Source organism: uncultured Rikenella sp., from assembly GCF_947628055.1.
GTDB lineage: Bacteria > Bacteroidota > Bacteroidia > Bacteroidales > Rikenellaceae > Rikenella.
The window spans coordinates 1-14,546 of sequence record NZ_CANQYJ010000066.1 but is presented as its reverse complement, the minus strand read 5'-3'; the positions used below and the strand labels follow the sequence as shown (position 1 = coordinate 14,546).

Genomic DNA, 14,546 nt, shown 5'->3' with positions numbered 1-14,546 from the left:
GGCGATTTATTTCCATGGGGGCGGAGGGGGGAGGAACGGGGCGCTTCACACTCCTATCCTTACCTCCTACTCCCGTATACAGCGTACTGGAAGACCGGAGCTACGACTGTAAGTGTGGAACGGATAAATACCGTAGGAATTGTAATGGAAAATATAGGATTCCTCGGCGGTGGTGGATGTAGTACGATCATGACAATACATAGCCACGCCGAACAGTCGCCCGTCTTGATAATAATAACGACTGGATTCGCGATAGCCTGTTGCGGGATACCATGCTCCGCCGGTGTAGACGACTGAATGGTCGAACAGGCGGCCGGTGGCGGCTGCGGCTCCTTGCCACGGGCCGTTACTTATGGTGAACGTTTTCCACGGGCTGAGGTCGTTTTGCCCGCCTCGGGGCACCCGCCAGCCTGCCGGACAAGGGTCGAACAACGTTTTGGCCTCGTCCCGCCACAGCGCGTCGTTCTGCGGCGATGTCCAGTCAGACTGCGCCGCCGCGAAATAGAACGCGACGGGGTTGCGGATCGCGGAAAACGAGGCCTAATTAATAATAAAAGAGACGAGGGAATCCGATACGAATTCCCCCGTCCAAGTATTTTTCAGTTTCCGTATAATTTTCCGGGAAATCTTTTGCCGATCAGTTAAAAGTCACGCCGCCATTGACATTTCCCGGAGTATCCGTATCGACCGCCCACTCTCCGCCCGCCGAAGTGATTGATATACGGGTATCCGCCGCATTGGCCCCCGTAATTCGCACGGTCAGGTCGTAAATGTTGTTCCGCCGCACGTTATAATCCGAAACGACATCTGCCCCTATATAGAATTTGTAGCTCAAATCGGCCTTTTGTCCGTCGGCAAAAGTGTATTCGCCCCGCAGATCGATATAGGTACAATAAGCCCCCTGGCCACCCGGAGCCGTCAGCTCCGATTTGTCGAACGACGAGCTTCCCGTTCCCGTGCCGCGTCGGTTTTCCGCCAGATACCATGTGTAAGTTCCCGCAGCCGGATGATTAGTCGCCGCATAAGAGGCGAAATTGCCCGCCGCCCCCGCCGGATAAACCGCCGCCGATGCCTCCATATAAGCCTGTTTCACTGCCGCATTGCAGACTTGCAGGCTTTTCGGAACGAACGCCTCCCCGGCAGGGAGCCCGGCCACAGACCAGGTGAGCTTGACTTTCGCCACGGCCCGCTTCATCTGCACTGCCGTTGGAATTCCCGCCGACGTGATGTCTCCTTTGTAAATGCCCGAGATGACCAGATAGCGGTCGCCCACCCCCGCCCCTGTGTGTATGGATGCTTCCGTCACGTCCCGGGTCAAGGAGCTGAATGCGCTCCACGTTCCCGCATAATCCTGGAACAGGTTCGCATCGAAGGTATTGGCCACGAATGCCACCGTCTGGGCCGTGCCGTTGGAGAGCGTCACCGGGAAGTTGTCCGGATTGTATGCCGGGTAGTAGACGCTCCGCACGCATGTCCCTGCGGCGTCGAACTGAAGCATCCAGATGTTGGCCATGTCGTCCTCGTGCATGCCTGTGGCCGGAATGACTTTGGTCGAGGCTTCCGCCCCGTCCATTTCGCCGCCGTTTGCAGGCGTGCCCGTGAACGAGCCGGCATTCAGTGTAACATTGAATGTCGATTCGCCGCCCGTGAGGCCGCCCGCAGCCGGGCCGCGATCTTCGGTGCACGATAACATGACTGACCCGAAAGCCAGTGCCGAAACAATGACATGGGATATGCCTGTGCCTGAGAATGATAGATCTCTTTTCATAGCGCTGTGCAATATGTTAAGAGCCGCTCTGCGAAGGATACAGAGCGCCTCAATGCGACAACAAAGTTATGAATAAATTTTATTTGGTGACACGCCGGGAATGAATATTTGTAATTTCTGTCAGTTTTCGGCTGAAAAGGCTGCCGGCATGCCGCGCAGGCCCAGCCCCCGGAATTAAAGATAATTGTTTGATTTTCACCAGCACAGATAACGTCCGCCTTTCGGTCGAGCAGGCCGGCGCCCGTCAGTCGAACGACTGCATCCCCATCCGGGAAATTTCCCTGAGCCTTCGCATGCGGGGCATATCCAGCTCCATAAAGAAATAGTTCACTGGATCCACCGCCGTGCCCCGGTAGCGCACCTCATAATGGAGATGCGGCGCAAACGAAAGGCCCGAGTTCCCCGAAAAGGCGATGATGTCGCCCCGGCTCACCCGCTGCCCCGGCCGGACCACCACTTTGTCTAAGTGCGAATAAGCGGTCTCGTAGCCGTTCCCGTGGTCGATCACCAAACTCAGCCCCGAAGTCTGTCCCCGTGTCTGGAGGCTGCGCACCGTGCCGTCCGCCGTAGCGAACACCGCCGTTCCGACCGGCACCGAGTAGTCCACTCCGTTATGTTGCGTCATGGTTTTGAAAAACGGATGCACCCGCTCGCCGAACGAAGCGGTCAATAAGGTCAGCTGCCGGTTGTCGACCGGCTGGATGGCCGGAATGGACAGCGCTCCGGCCACGTCCTTTTCCACCCGCTCCTGCTGTCCGCGGGCCATGGCCGCATAGTTCGAGACTTTCTGATACAGCATTCCCAATCCCCGGTCGAAATAGGTTCCCAGCTCCAGGTTGGTCATTCCTTCGAGCTTCTCGCGGAAGACCGCCTGCCGCTGCCGGTCGCCGTCACTTTGCATGACCGGTTCCGACTCGAACAATATTTTATAGACGCTTCTGTCCCGCTCAGCCACGTTGTCCAGGATCTGCTGCAAGGTGTCGTACCGCCGCTCCAACTTGCGGTATTCCCGCTCAATCCGATCGGTACTCCGTTTCAGTTCGTATTCGATGGGGGTGTCGAAAAAGATGGAAAAGACGATGAAATAGGCCACCGCCACGGCGATCCCGCTGAAGAAACGGAAGACCCACTTCACCAGTCTCGGATAGCGCCGGACCGGCCCGGAGGTATGTGCGGCACGTTTATTCATCCAGTTCGTAGGTAGTGGTCTTGGCTGATTCGGTAATGGCTCGGAATTCCTCTTCGCTCATGTCGCGGCTGATATAATTGATCGGGTTGACCGGTCTCCCCCGGTAGATCACTTCGTAATGCAGGTGGGGCCCCGTCGAGCGTCCCGTGCTGCCCACTTCGCCAATCAGTTCGCCCCGCTTGACCAACTGCCCCGGCCTGACGAGGCTTTTGCTCAGGTGAGCGTACCGCGTGCGGTAACCGAAGCCGTGGTCGATCACGATCTGAATCCCGTAGCCCGACTGCGGTTTCTGGTCGGACACCAGTCCCGTCCCTGTGGCATAGACCGGTGTCCCGACAGGCGCCCCCATGTCGATCCCTTCGTGGCCGACATAACGTTTCAGGATCGGGTGCATCCGCATCCCGAAAGCGCCGATATCGCCTTTTAATTTATTCTTGTCCAATGGCATGATCGCCGGCACCACTTCCGCCATCAAGTCTTTGTCTTCGGCCAGTTTCTCGATCTGGTCGAACGAGAGCGACTGCAGGTAGAGCTGCCGTGCGAAGGCGTCCATCTTTTCCCACACCTGTGTCATCAGCGGCGCATAGCGGCCGTAGCCCACCGAAGCATATTTTTCCGGCGCATAAGGAGTGTAAATCCCCGGCACCTCGAGCGTGTCGGCCGAGAAAATAGCCCGGTAAACCGCATGGTCGCGTTCCCGCAGTTCCGCCAGTTGCTGCATGGATGCGTCCACCCGTTTTTCGAGCAGCTGATAGTCGCGCACGATCGCTTCGTTCTGTTCGCGCAGGCGGTGCATCTTGGGGGTGTAAAAAAAATAGGAGAAGACGAAGTTGACCACGGACGCGGCGATAAAGACGGCCAGTACCATCCGCACGAACCGGAAAAGCCACTGCCGCAGGGGCAGCACGAACCGCTCCCGGAAGAAGTGGTAGAGGGTGTAATATGAGGATGACTGCGGTGAATCCATTGGCGCCTGGGCGGTATTTCAATTTTACAAATTTAATATTTTTCGTCGATTCTTCGGGCGAAAATCGCTCGGTTTCCGGAGTAAGAACGTTGTGGCTCGCTGTTCGGAGGGCTGCGAAACTGCCGGCATGATGAAAAAGACCAAAACTGTTATCTGAAAATCCGCGATTATATGGTAGGTTTATTTAGCACTGTGCCGGATGGAACCGTACCTTTTCTGAAGAAAAGGTACCCAAAAGACTTTCAGATAGCTGCGCTACTCCTTAGGCTCCGCAGTCCTCTTGCATCGCGTTTGGTTCGGGGCGCGGGAATCGGGCCGATAAGGTACTGAACCCATGATGTCGGCCCGATTCCCCGCACCCCGACAAATCGAAGACAAGAGTACCCGGCAGGCTCAAGAGATGCGCAAGCATCTCAATTGGTTCCTTTTGTTCACAACCGAGCAGCGTTTCGAGAGCAGAGGCCGCTTGCGGACTATGCCGAGATAGCGCGAGGAGAAAAACGAGCGGAGCGAAGTTAAAGAGAACTGTTCACTCCCAAACACGTACAATAAAACCTACAATGGTCGTTGCGACGCGTAAACGGCGCGGGGGAGTGTGACGAGGAAAAAGAAATGAAAAGCCTGTTCCGTGGCAGCGGGGAAAGTTCGCCCTCATTTATGCGTTCTTGCTTACTTTTGAGGGCATACCAAAAAGTCCGGCGTGAGGGCAATAAAAAAGAGCCGCTTGGCCCGGCGGAAGCAGATATAAAAGTTCTTGGGATTCTTTCTGAGAACAAAAAGAACCAGCTCCTCAAAACCCGCAAAGAACCAGCATCCCGTAAAAATATCGTATCTTTGGCCCCCGGATGCAAAAAGCGATCACCATACAAGGGCGCGTGCGCCCCGGGCGGCGGCTGGGGCGGACATTGGGCTTTCCGACAGCCAACATACACCTGGCGATGTCAGAGGATGTTCGGGCAGCGGAGGGAGTGTGGCTCGCACGGATCACCATCTTGGAGAGCGGAGAACGTTATTGGGGGCTGGTGAACGTAGGGCGGCGGCCGACCGTTGAGACGGCGACAGAGGACGGCGGAATATGCAAGGCAGAAGCCTGGCTCCTCGACTTCGACGGCGATCTGTACGGGAGCGAACTCCGCCTCGATCTTTTGCGCTATCTGCGGCCCGAACGCAAGTTCGCCTCCGTCGAGGAGCTGCGTCAGGCGATGGAACGGGATAAGAAACAAGCAATCAACATCATAGAGAACGATGACGAATATACCTTATAAAGTGGCCGACATGGGGCTGGCCGACTGGGGACGCCGGGAAATCGAAGTCTCGGAACATGAAATGCCGGGGTTGATGGCCCTGCGCAAGAAATACGGGGCCTCCAAACCGCTCGCCGGGGCAAGGATCATGGGATCGCTCCACATGACGATCCAGACCGCCGTGCTGATCGAGACATTGGTCGAGCTGGGGGCGGAAGTTCGGTGGTGCTCGTGCAACATCTTTTCGACGCAGGACCACGCGGCGGCGGCGATGGCGGCGGCAGGCGTGCCGGTTTTCGCATGGAAAGGGGAGTCACTCGAAGACTACTGGTGGTGCACGCGGCAGGCGCTGACCTTTCCGGGCAGCAAGGGGCCGCACCTCATTGTGGACGACGGGGGCGATGCGACACTATTAGTACACAAAGGGTTTGCGGCGGAGAACGACCCGTCGATACTGGATCAAAAAGCGGGCAATCACGAAGAGGCGGTCATTCTGGCCTTGCTGAAAGAGACCTTGAAAACGGAGCCGGGGAAGTGGCATGGGGTGGTGAACGAGTTGCGGGGGGTATCCGAGGAGACCACGACCGGAGTGCATCGGCTGTACCGGATGATGGAACGCGGGGAATTGCTCTTTCCGGCCATCAATGTGAACGACTCGGTGACGAAGTCGAAATTCGACAACCTGTACGGCTGTCGGGAGTCGTTGGCGGACGGCATCAAGCGGGCCACGGACGTGATGATCGCGGGTAAGGTGGCGGTGGTCTGCGGATACGGTGAGGTGGGAAAAGGATGTGCGGCGAGCTTGAGACACTATGGGGCGCGGGTGATCGTGACGGAGATCGACCCGATCTGTGCGTTGCAGGCGGCGATGGAGGGTTTCGAGGTCAAGACGGTCGAAGAGGCATTGTCGGAGGGGAATATCTACGTCACGACCACGGGGAACCGGGATATTATCACGCTGGAACACATGCGGGCGATGCGCGACCAGGCGATCGTCTGCAACATCGGCCATTTCGACGACGAGATCCAGATGGATCGGCTCAATGCGTTCGAGGGGGCGGTGCGGACGGAGATCAAACCGCAGGTGGACAAATACACTTTCACGGAGGACGGGCACTCGATATTCATACTGGCCGAAGGGCGGTTGGTGAATTTAGGGTGCGCGACGGGCCATCCGTCGTTCGTGATGAGCAACTCGTTCACGAACCAGACGCTGGCGCAGATCGAACTGTGGCAGCATGACTATGAAGTGGGGGTCTATCGGCTGCCGAAACATCTGGACGAAGAGGTGGCGCGGCTCCATTTAGAGCGGATCGGAGTGCATCTGACCCGGCTCACGCCGGCGCAGGCGGAATACATCGGGGTGCCGGTCGAAGGGCCGTACAAGGTGGATTTCTACCGGTATTGACGCCCGGGCGGTTTTTCCATACCGAAAGTCCTCGTTTTCCATGTCATGGAAAACGAGGACTTTTTTTGACAGTGGGCTAAAAGAAAAGACTGTCCGGTTCTTGGCGTATAAAACGGTCATTCGATCAGTCCGAACCGGCGCAGGGCGCGGGCGATGCCGTGGTCGTCCGGCGAGGTGGTCACATAGTCCGCCGCTTTTTTGACCGCAGGATCGGCGTTGCCCATAGCTACGGACGTCCCGACGTGTTCGAGCATCGGGATGTCGTTGCCGCCGTCGCCGAAAGCCATCACCTCCTCCAGCCTCAGACCGAAATGTTCCAGCATCCGGTCGATCCCTTCGGCTTTGTTCACCCCGGCCGGCACGATGTCGGTGAAAAGCGGATTCCACCGCATGGACCGGCAGTGGGGAAACACGCCGCCCATGATTTCCGCTTCCCGCTCCGGGCCGAAAAAGGCGATCAGCTGCAACACCCCCCGCCGCGCGATGGCACTCCATTCCTCGAACGGAGCCACCGGTGCGGGGTGACCCGTCTCGACCAGTTTGCGCACCCGCGTGACACGCTCGTCCACGAAGTTGAGGCACATCTCCCGTTCGCCGGCCAGCACGCAGGCGAATTTCTCCGGCCCTTGCTGCCAGCGGATCATCCGTTCGATGTCCGAAGGGTCGATTTCCTGCCGGAAGATCACCTCGCCGCTCCCGGCTATACAATAGCCGCCGTTCAGAGCTACATACCCGTCGAACGGGAAATCGCTGACTGTAAAGATGTCCGACGGGTGGCGCCCGGAAGCGATAAAGAGCCTGATCCCCTTTTCCCGCAAGGCGCCGAGCGCCCGGAGCGCCGAATCGGGAATGCAGTGGGTGCGGAAACTCACCAAGGTGCCGTCGATGTCGAAAAATATCGCTTTTATCATGATTGTCAGTTGCTTGTCCGCCTTTTTCGGATGACTGGGCAATAGTCGTCCGTCAAGGGGCGTTGGCTAAGGTAGTAAAATCGAGCCGATATGGATGAAACCTTCCTCGACGATGCGCTCCTGATGCGCGAGGCGACGACCGGCGATGCCGAGCTGCTGGCGGTCGACCTGTGGCTGCACGATGCGTTCGTGCAGCTCCGCGGACAGGATGATACTCTCCCGGTCTCAACGAAGGGGTGCGAGCTGCCGCAGTAAAGCGGCGATCTCGTGAAAATCCGCGGCAAAGGCAGTCGTCTTATTGTCCGTCCCGCTCACCCGGAATCCCCCGTTCCCGGGTAAAATCGTTATCTCTGCCGCCACGTTCGTGCCGGCCGTTTCCGATACGATGGCGAATCCGCACCGCTCGACGGTCTTGACGAGCAGCCGCCCGGTTTCATTGTCGGCATCACTTTCGATCCGTACCGCATGCAAGGCTTCCCGGTTCAATTTGACGGTTCCTTCGGATGAAAGGCTCAGCGGGGTCTGCTCGAACATGGCGTTCAGAGCGCCCGAACGCATCAGGTCTTCCGGCGCTCCGGCCGCTACACCGCCGGGGGTCATCACCCACAGGGTGTCGCAAAGTTCTATGGCGGTCGACAGATCGTGCGACGAAAAGATCACGGTTTTTCCGGTGTCGTGCGCCAGTTCGCGCAGCAGCAGGGCGATCTGGTAGCGGTTCGGCAGGTCGAGGAAGGCGGTCGGCTCGTCGAGCAGCATAAGCGGGGTGTCCTGGGCCAGTGCGCGGGCGATCATCACGCGCTGCCGCTCGCCGTCGCTGAGGCTCTCTACGGTTTTGTCGCGGAAAGCGGACATGCCGACCCGTTCCAAAGCCTCGCCGACGACGCGCCGGTCTTCCGGCGCGAGGGTGCCGAACCATCCGGTGTAGGGCGCGCGGCCCATGGCCACGACTTCATCTACTCTCAGGTGTGCTGCGGCGATCTGTTCGGTGGTCACGAAAGCGATCTTTCGGGCCCGCTCCCGGGCGGCCATCGCAGCAATTTCTGTGCCGTCGAGGGTGGCGCGGCCTTTCAAAGGCCTCCGCACGCCTGCCAATACGCGCAGCAAGGTGCTTTTCCCGACTCCGTTCCGCCCCAGCAAGGCGACTAACTCCCCTTCGGGCGCGGCGAACGACAGGTGTTCGGCCAGCAACCGCGGCCCGGCATGCCGCTGGGGGTAGCCTAAGGTGACATTTTCGATCTCTATCTTCATCACATCATCCTCCCGCGTTTGCTGTTCACGACGACCATCGCGACCACCGGTATCCCGAGCAAGGCGGTGATGGTATTAACGGGCAAAATCAGGTCGGTGCCGGGCAGTTGCGAAATGAGGTCGCAGAAGAGCATCATGTCCGCTCCGATCAGTACCGAGGCGGGCAGCAGGATCCGGTGGTCGGCCCGTCGGAAGAACATCCGGGCGATATGGGGAACGGCGATGCCCACGAAACCGATCGGCCCGCAGAAGGCGGTGACGCTGCCGGCCAGCAGCGAAGTGGCCAGAAAGATCACTCCCCGCACCCGGCCCACACAAACCCCCATGCTCCGGGCGTATCCTTCGCCTAACAATAGCAGGTTCAACGATTTGACCGATCCGGCGGCCAGCAGCAGTCCGCCGGCCACGCAGACGGCCAGGATAAGGAGCTGTCCGTCGGAGAGGCCGCCGAGGCTGCCCATCGACCAGATGACAAAACCTTTGAGTGCGGCGTCGCTGCTGAAGTATTGCAGTATGTCTACGAAAGCGGAGGCGGCGCTGCCGAACATCATCCCCAAGATCAACACGGCCATGATGTCTTTGATCCGCACGGAAACGGCCGTTACGAGCAGCAGGATCGCGGCGGCGCCGATCCAGGCGGAAACGGCGATGCCGAGGTCGCGGGCGATGCCGGCGTTCCCGAGCATGGGCAGCCCGAGCAGAAAGAGGGCTGCACCGAGGCTTGCGCCGGAACTGACCCCCAGTACGTAAGGGCCTGCCAGCGGATTGCGGAAAATGGTCTGCATCAGCAGTCCGCTGGCGGAAAGGGCGGCGCCGGCGAGCAGGGCGACACCGGCTTTCGGCAGCCGGAAGTCGAAAAGGATGCGCCGGGCCATATCGCTCTCTATGCCGTCTCCGCTGCCGAACGGCCACACGAAACCGGTGGAGCCGATGAGCGTGTCGGCGGCTGCCAAAGCTGCGAGCAACAGCAGGAATAGTAGAAATTTCAGTTTCAATTCGGTAAGATGTGACGGGTTATCTCTCCGTTTCAGACATCCAGCGTGACCACCGTGATGCCCGCTCCGCCGAGCTCTTCGTGCTCGTCTGCGGCCGAAACGACCAGCGGCACTGTCCGAAGATAGCGTCTGACCTCTTCTTTCAGCGCTCCGGTTCCCTTGCCGTGCAGGATCGTCACCTGGGGAAAACCCAGCATGATCGCCTCGTCCACAAAGGTTTCGACAATCTGTAGCGCCTCTCCCGCCCGCATGCCCCGGATGTCCAGCTGCTGCTTGAAATTCAGCCTCTTTTTCGACGTATCGTAGCTCTCCGCCGCTCTGCCGAAAGCTGCCGTCGCAGAGGTCGAACCGTTGTTGCGCGCCAGTTTTCGGTATTCCGCGTGCGGCACGATCTCCAGGCGGGCCTTGTCCACTACCGTCGTCACATGGTCGAACGCCACCGTCGCTTTGCCCGAGCCCTGCAATGTCAGCACCTCGCCCACCGTCTGCTGTCCCTGTATCCGGACATGGAGCCCCGGTTCGATCTCCCGCGGTTTTTCCGGCTTCTTTTCCGCAGCCTTCCCATCCGTACCCGAGGTCGCGGACGCGTGTTGTCTCCTGCGCTCCTTGCGTCGCTGCTCCCGTTCGCGCAACTGTTTCATCTTGCGCAAGATCGGATCATCCTCCGCCGACGGCAGCGGCTGCGTGCCGCTCCCTGCAATCAGATTCCGAAACTCGTCGAACTCTGCCCGTACCGCCCGTGTCCGCTCGCGTTCCGCCTCTGCTTCGCGGATTTCACGGATCGTATTTTCGATCTTCCGGTTGGCTTCCGCCAGCAGCTTTTCCGCCTCCGTCCGCGCCGCGGCCAATATTTTCGTTTTCTCGGCCTGAATCTCGGACAGCTGCAACTCGTACTGTGCCGCTGTCCGGTCTATGTTCTTCTCCGCCAGCCGAATCCGCTCCCGCTTCGACTCCCAGTATCGTTTGTCGCGCGCCGCCTCGCGGATGTGTTTTTCGGCGTTGGCCTGTGCCGATCCGATCTTCTCTTCCGCCGAGCGGATGATCTCCTCCGGCAGTCCGATTTTCCGGGCGATCTCGAAGGCGAACGAACTGCCCGGCCGCCCCATTTCCAGCCGGAACAGCGGCCGGATGTTCTGCAAGTCGAATGCCATCGCTCCGTTCTCGATCCCCCGTGCCCCTGCGGCATAGTATTTCAGATTGGCATAGTGCGTCGTGACGATTCCCCACACATGCCGCGCTTCGAGCCGCTGCAGTACTGCCTCGGCGATCGCCCCGCCCGTTCCCGGCTCGGTTCCCGATCCGAATTCGTCGATCAGCACCAGCGATCGTTCGTCGGCATGCCGCAGCACGGTCTTCATGTTGATCAGGTGCGATGAGTAGGTCGAGAGGTCGTTGTCTAACGACTGCTGGTCGCCGATGTCGATAAAGAGGCTGCCGAAAATCCCCATCTGCGAATCGCCGTCCGCCGGCACGAGCCAGCCGCATTGCAGCATGTATTGCAGCAGTCCCGCCGTTTTGAGGCACACGGATTTCCCGCCCGCGTTCGGCCCGGAAATCAGTAGGATATGTTTCTCTTGCGTGAGTGTCAAGTCCAGCGGCACGATGGGCTTCCCCTCTTTTCGCAAAGCCGCTTCCAGCAGCGGGTGCCGGGCTTTCCGCAGGTGCATCCCCGGCTCGGCCCGAAGTTCCGGCAGCACGGCATTCGTGCTCAAGGCGTACCGTGCCTTGGCTTCGATAAAGTCCATCCGCACCAAGTATTCCCCAGCTGCCAGCAAGAGCGGCAGTTCCGGCCGCAGCCGGTCGGCGAACGCGGTCAGTATCCGCACGGTCTCGCGCCGCTCTTCGTTTTCGAGTTCCCGCAGTTCGTTGTTCAGTTCCACCACTTCCATCGGCTCGATATAAGCCGTCCGCCCGGTCGCCGATTCGTCGTGCACTAAACCTTTGATCTTCCGTTTGTTCACTGCGGATACGGGAATCACCGTCCGCCCGTCACGCACCGAAATCTCACTGTCCGGGTCGACTATCCCCGCTGCCTGCGCCTGTCTCAATATGGATTGCAGCCGTTTCTCGACTTGCGAAGATTTTTCGCGCAGTGTGCGCCGGATCTGCGCCAGCTCCGGCGAGGCGTTATCCCGCAGCTGTCCCGATTCCGGGTCGATGATCCGCCCGATCTCGCGCCGCACGGCGGAAAAGTCTTCCACTGGCTCGGCCAGCTCTCCCAGCAGGGGATAAGGGTCTTTTCCTTCCTGACGTTTGCTCCTGAAGAAAGCGGCCAGGGCGTCGAGCAGTTCGAGCGCCCGGAGCAGTTCGACCATCTGGGCCGGTTCCAAGTAAGTTCCCTCGATCCGCACTCTGCGCAGGAAGCGGTTCGTATCGGTGTATCCGCCGCCCGGATAGTCGCCCTCCTGCACCAGGATGTCCCGCATCTCGGCTGCCTCGCCCAGCGTATGCCGCAACAGGGCATAGTCGGTGCAAAACGGGGCTTCGCGCACCAGGGTCTGTGCCGCTTCCGTTCCGCACAAAAGCGAAACAGCGTCCCGGACTTTGTCGAATCCGATCCGCTGCTCAAAATCTTTCGGATAGATCATAAGTTTTGAATCTCTGTTTTTAGCCCGGGGCCCGAAAAGGCGCACCGACACTCGGCCGCACCCCCGGAGGGCCGTCAAAGGGAGATACTGCTCAAAGTATTCCTGCTGTCCGGCCTCTCGTTAAAAGGCGCATCCCGGCTGTACGAAGCGAAGAAGAGGCGGACACCTTTCCCGCACAGAACCTATTTATCCCGCCGGCCGAACACCGAGAAATGGATATAGCGCCCCGGGTTCGCCTTGAAGTCCTGTAGAAGCAGGGTCAGCGATTCCGACGCCTGGGTCAGGTTGTGATACAGCTCCTTGTCGTAGATCAGCTTACCCACGCTCCCTTCGGCATCGTTGATCGCCGCCAGCGTCGTGTTCAGGCGATCCACCGCCCGCTCTGCGCCCGACATCAATGCCGGCACCGACGTGCTCATCGAATCCGCCATCGTCTCTACCCGGTTCACGATATTCGTAATCTTCGGCGCCGCCGAATTCAGCTCCGCCGAAAGTTTCTGCAGGTTGTCCATCGTCTTGGTCAGATCCGTGGCCACCATTTTGTCTACGTTGCCGCTGATCGCATGGGCGTGGGCCAGCACTCCCGACAGATTGGCCACATTTTCCTCGCTCAGCACCGCGTTGACTCCGTCCAGCGCCTTCGAGAGCCGTTCCACCAAGGAGGTTGCCATATCTTTCAGATTGTCATACTCGGTGGTGACCATCTGGAGCAGTCCCGGTTCCATCACCGAGCGGATCGTATCCCCGCTTTCGAGGTGATCCGGCGCATCCCCTAACCTCAGGTCGATCACCTTGGAGCCCATCAGCGATGCGCTGGTGATCTTCGCCTCCGAATCGGTCGGCACCGGATAATGTTTCCCCACCGAGAACTCCGCAATCACTTTCCCCGTGGGCACATCGTACCACACTTTCTCCACCGTTCCCACCCGGAAACCCTTGATCGTGACCGGCGAAGAGGCCTCGATACCGTCCGAGTTGTCGTACACCGCGTAAAAAGTATTGTCCCGGCTGAAAATATCCCGGCTCTTGATAAAATTGATCCCCAAGTAGAGCAGCAGGACCATACTGAGCCCGTAGATGCCTATTTTGACTTCTCGCGAGAGTTTTTTCTTTTTCATATGTACACCGTATTCCTGAATATAAAAGGCTTCACAAAGTCCTATTTCCCGATCGCTTCCGCCAGCGGCACCGGCTTTTCTCCCCGGAACGCCACCATGAAAGCATCCGGGAACGAGCGGCGCACCCGGCTCTGCAAAAGTAACGCTTCTCGGTAAGAAAAACTCGATCCGCAGTAATATTTGTAGCGGCCGTCGATCCGTTTTTCCAATACCTGATCCGCATAATCGCCGAAGTTCGAGCGCGTTATGGGGATTCTCGCGAGCGAGCTCTTCACCTGGATGCGGAACACCGTCCTACCGGCATTTTCCGTGCCATTCTGCCCCTGCCCGGCGGAAGAGGTGCCGGAGGCCTGCTGTTCCGGAGCCGCAGCGGTCTCCGGGGCCGAGGCCAGCGTGCGGCTGTCCGTGCGCCGCTTGTATTCCTTCACCGCCCGGAAGATCGATGCTGCGATTTTCTCCTGCCCCGCCGCCGAACCGAGGAATTTCGCCTCCGCCGGGTTCGAGATGAAGCCTACTTCCGTGAGCACGCTCGGCATCGGCGTGCGCCACAGCACCAGGAACCCTGCCTGTTTGACCCCCTTGTTCCTGCGATGCGCGTGGCCCGCATAGCGTTCCTGGATCAGCTCCGCCAGCGACAGGCTCTGGCTCTGGTAGGCATACTGCATCAACGAAAAGAGTATCAGCGACTCCGACGAACTGGGATCATAGCCCTCGTAGCGCGAGGTGTAGTCTGCCTCCAAGCTGATGACCGCGTTCTCGCGCATCACCACCGACAGGTTCCGATTCCCTTTGTCCTCTCCCATCACGTAGGTCTCGGTTCCGGCCACCTCGCGGTTGGGGCTGGCGTTGGTATGGATGGAGACAAAGAGATCGCCTCCCGCTTCGGATGCGATCCGGCTCCGGTCGGCCAATGGGATGAAGCGGTCGTCCCGCCGGGTATAAACGACCTTCACGTCCGGCAGCTGCTCCCCGATCATCCGGCCTAACCGCAGCGCTATTCCCAAGTTGATCGCTTTCTCCTGCTGCCCGTTCCCCACTGCTCCCGGATCCTTGCCTCCGTGTCCCGCGTCGATCACTACCGTATAGCCGTTTGGCTCGGGCGCCGTCCGC

The 14,546-nt window shown here is 59.2% G+C and carries 12 protein-coding genes; 3 read left to right on the top strand and 9 right to left on the bottom strand.

Annotation, left to right across the window (positions count from 1 at the left end; all coding sequences use genetic code 11):
- Nucleotides 1–637: 637 nt before the first annotated feature.
- The 3 genes from Q0Z93_RS07065 to Q0Z93_RS07055 all read right to left on the bottom strand — a co-directional run bounded on the left by Q0Z93_RS07065 (nt 638) and on the right by Q0Z93_RS07055 (nt 3,924).
- Nucleotides 638–1,768 carry a DUF4906 domain-containing protein gene (locus Q0Z93_RS07065; RefSeq protein ID WP_298064179.1) on the bottom strand — a complete coding sequence of 377 codons (1,131 nt, stop codon included), beginning with the start codon at nt 1,766–1,768 and terminating at the stop codon, nt 638–640.
- Between the two features lie 244 nt (nt 1,769–2,012).
- Nucleotides 2,013–2,957, bottom strand: a complete 945-nt coding sequence (locus tag Q0Z93_RS07060; protein ID WP_298064178.1) for a M23 family metallopeptidase — start codon at nt 2,955–2,957, stop codon at nt 2,013–2,015.
- Complete coding sequence (locus Q0Z93_RS07055) at nt 2,950–3,924, bottom strand: M23 family metallopeptidase (RefSeq protein WP_298064177.1); 975 nt, start codon at nt 3,922–3,924, stop codon at nt 2,950–2,952. The genes Q0Z93_RS07060 and Q0Z93_RS07055 overlap by 8 nt, the downstream gene beginning before the upstream one ends.
- 845 nt (nt 3,925–4,769) lie before the next feature.
- Between Q0Z93_RS07055 and Q0Z93_RS07050 the strand changes: the two genes are divergently transcribed.
- Both Q0Z93_RS07050 and ahcY read left to right on the top strand, forming a co-directional pair.
- Nucleotides 4,770–5,189 (top strand): riboflavin kinase, encoded by a 420-nt coding sequence (locus tag Q0Z93_RS07050; RefSeq protein ID WP_298064176.1) that lies wholly within the window; start codon nt 4,770–4,772, stop codon nt 5,187–5,189.
- Nucleotides 5,170–6,576 carry an adenosylhomocysteinase gene (ahcY, locus tag Q0Z93_RS07045; RefSeq protein WP_298064175.1) on the top strand — a complete coding sequence of 469 codons (1,407 nt, stop codon included), beginning with the start codon at nt 5,170–5,172 and terminating at the stop codon, nt 6,574–6,576. Before Q0Z93_RS07050 ends, ahcY begins: the two co-directional genes overlap by 20 nt.
- 116 nt (nt 6,577–6,692) lie before the next feature.
- Here ahcY and Q0Z93_RS07040 read toward each other — a convergent pair whose 3' ends face one another.
- Nucleotides 6,693–7,487, bottom strand: a complete 795-nt coding sequence (locus tag Q0Z93_RS07040) for a Cof-type HAD-IIB family hydrolase (protein WP_298064173.1) — start codon at nt 7,485–7,487, stop codon at nt 6,693–6,695.
- 90 nt (nt 7,488–7,577) lie between these two features.
- Between Q0Z93_RS07040 and Q0Z93_RS07035 the strand changes: the two genes are divergently transcribed.
- Complete coding sequence (locus Q0Z93_RS07035) at nt 7,578–7,742, top strand: hypothetical protein (RefSeq protein WP_298064172.1); 165 nt, start codon at nt 7,578–7,580, stop codon at nt 7,740–7,742.
- On the opposite strand, the gene Q0Z93_RS07030 is transcribed toward Q0Z93_RS07035, so the two are convergent.
- The 5 genes from Q0Z93_RS07030 to Q0Z93_RS07010 all read right to left on the bottom strand — a co-directional run.
- Nucleotides 7,713–8,735, bottom strand: coding sequence for an ABC transporter ATP-binding protein (locus tag Q0Z93_RS07030; protein ID WP_298064180.1), 1,023 nt, complete (start codon nt 8,733–8,735; stop codon nt 7,713–7,715). The genes Q0Z93_RS07035 and Q0Z93_RS07030 overlap by 30 nt on opposite strands.
- Nucleotides 8,735–9,730 (bottom strand): iron ABC transporter permease, encoded by a 996-nt coding sequence (locus Q0Z93_RS07025; RefSeq protein WP_298064171.1) that lies wholly within the window; start codon nt 9,728–9,730, stop codon nt 8,735–8,737. Before Q0Z93_RS07025 ends, Q0Z93_RS07030 begins: the two co-directional genes overlap by 1 nt.
- Before the next feature lie 32 nt (nt 9,731–9,762).
- Entirely contained in the window at nt 9,763–12,318 is a 2,556-nt protein-coding gene (locus Q0Z93_RS07020; RefSeq protein WP_298064170.1) for a Smr/MutS family protein, read from the bottom strand.
- 182 nt (nt 12,319–12,500) lie between these two features.
- A complete protein-coding gene (locus Q0Z93_RS07015; RefSeq protein WP_298064169.1) occupies nt 12,501–13,436 on the bottom strand; it encodes an MlaD family protein in 936 nt (311 codons plus the stop codon).
- A 41-nt stretch (nt 13,437–13,477) separates the two neighbouring features.
- A partial coding sequence (locus tag Q0Z93_RS07010; RefSeq protein ID WP_298064167.1) for an N-acetylmuramoyl-L-alanine amidase occupies nt 13,478–14,546 on the bottom strand: 1,069 nt, incomplete at its 5' end.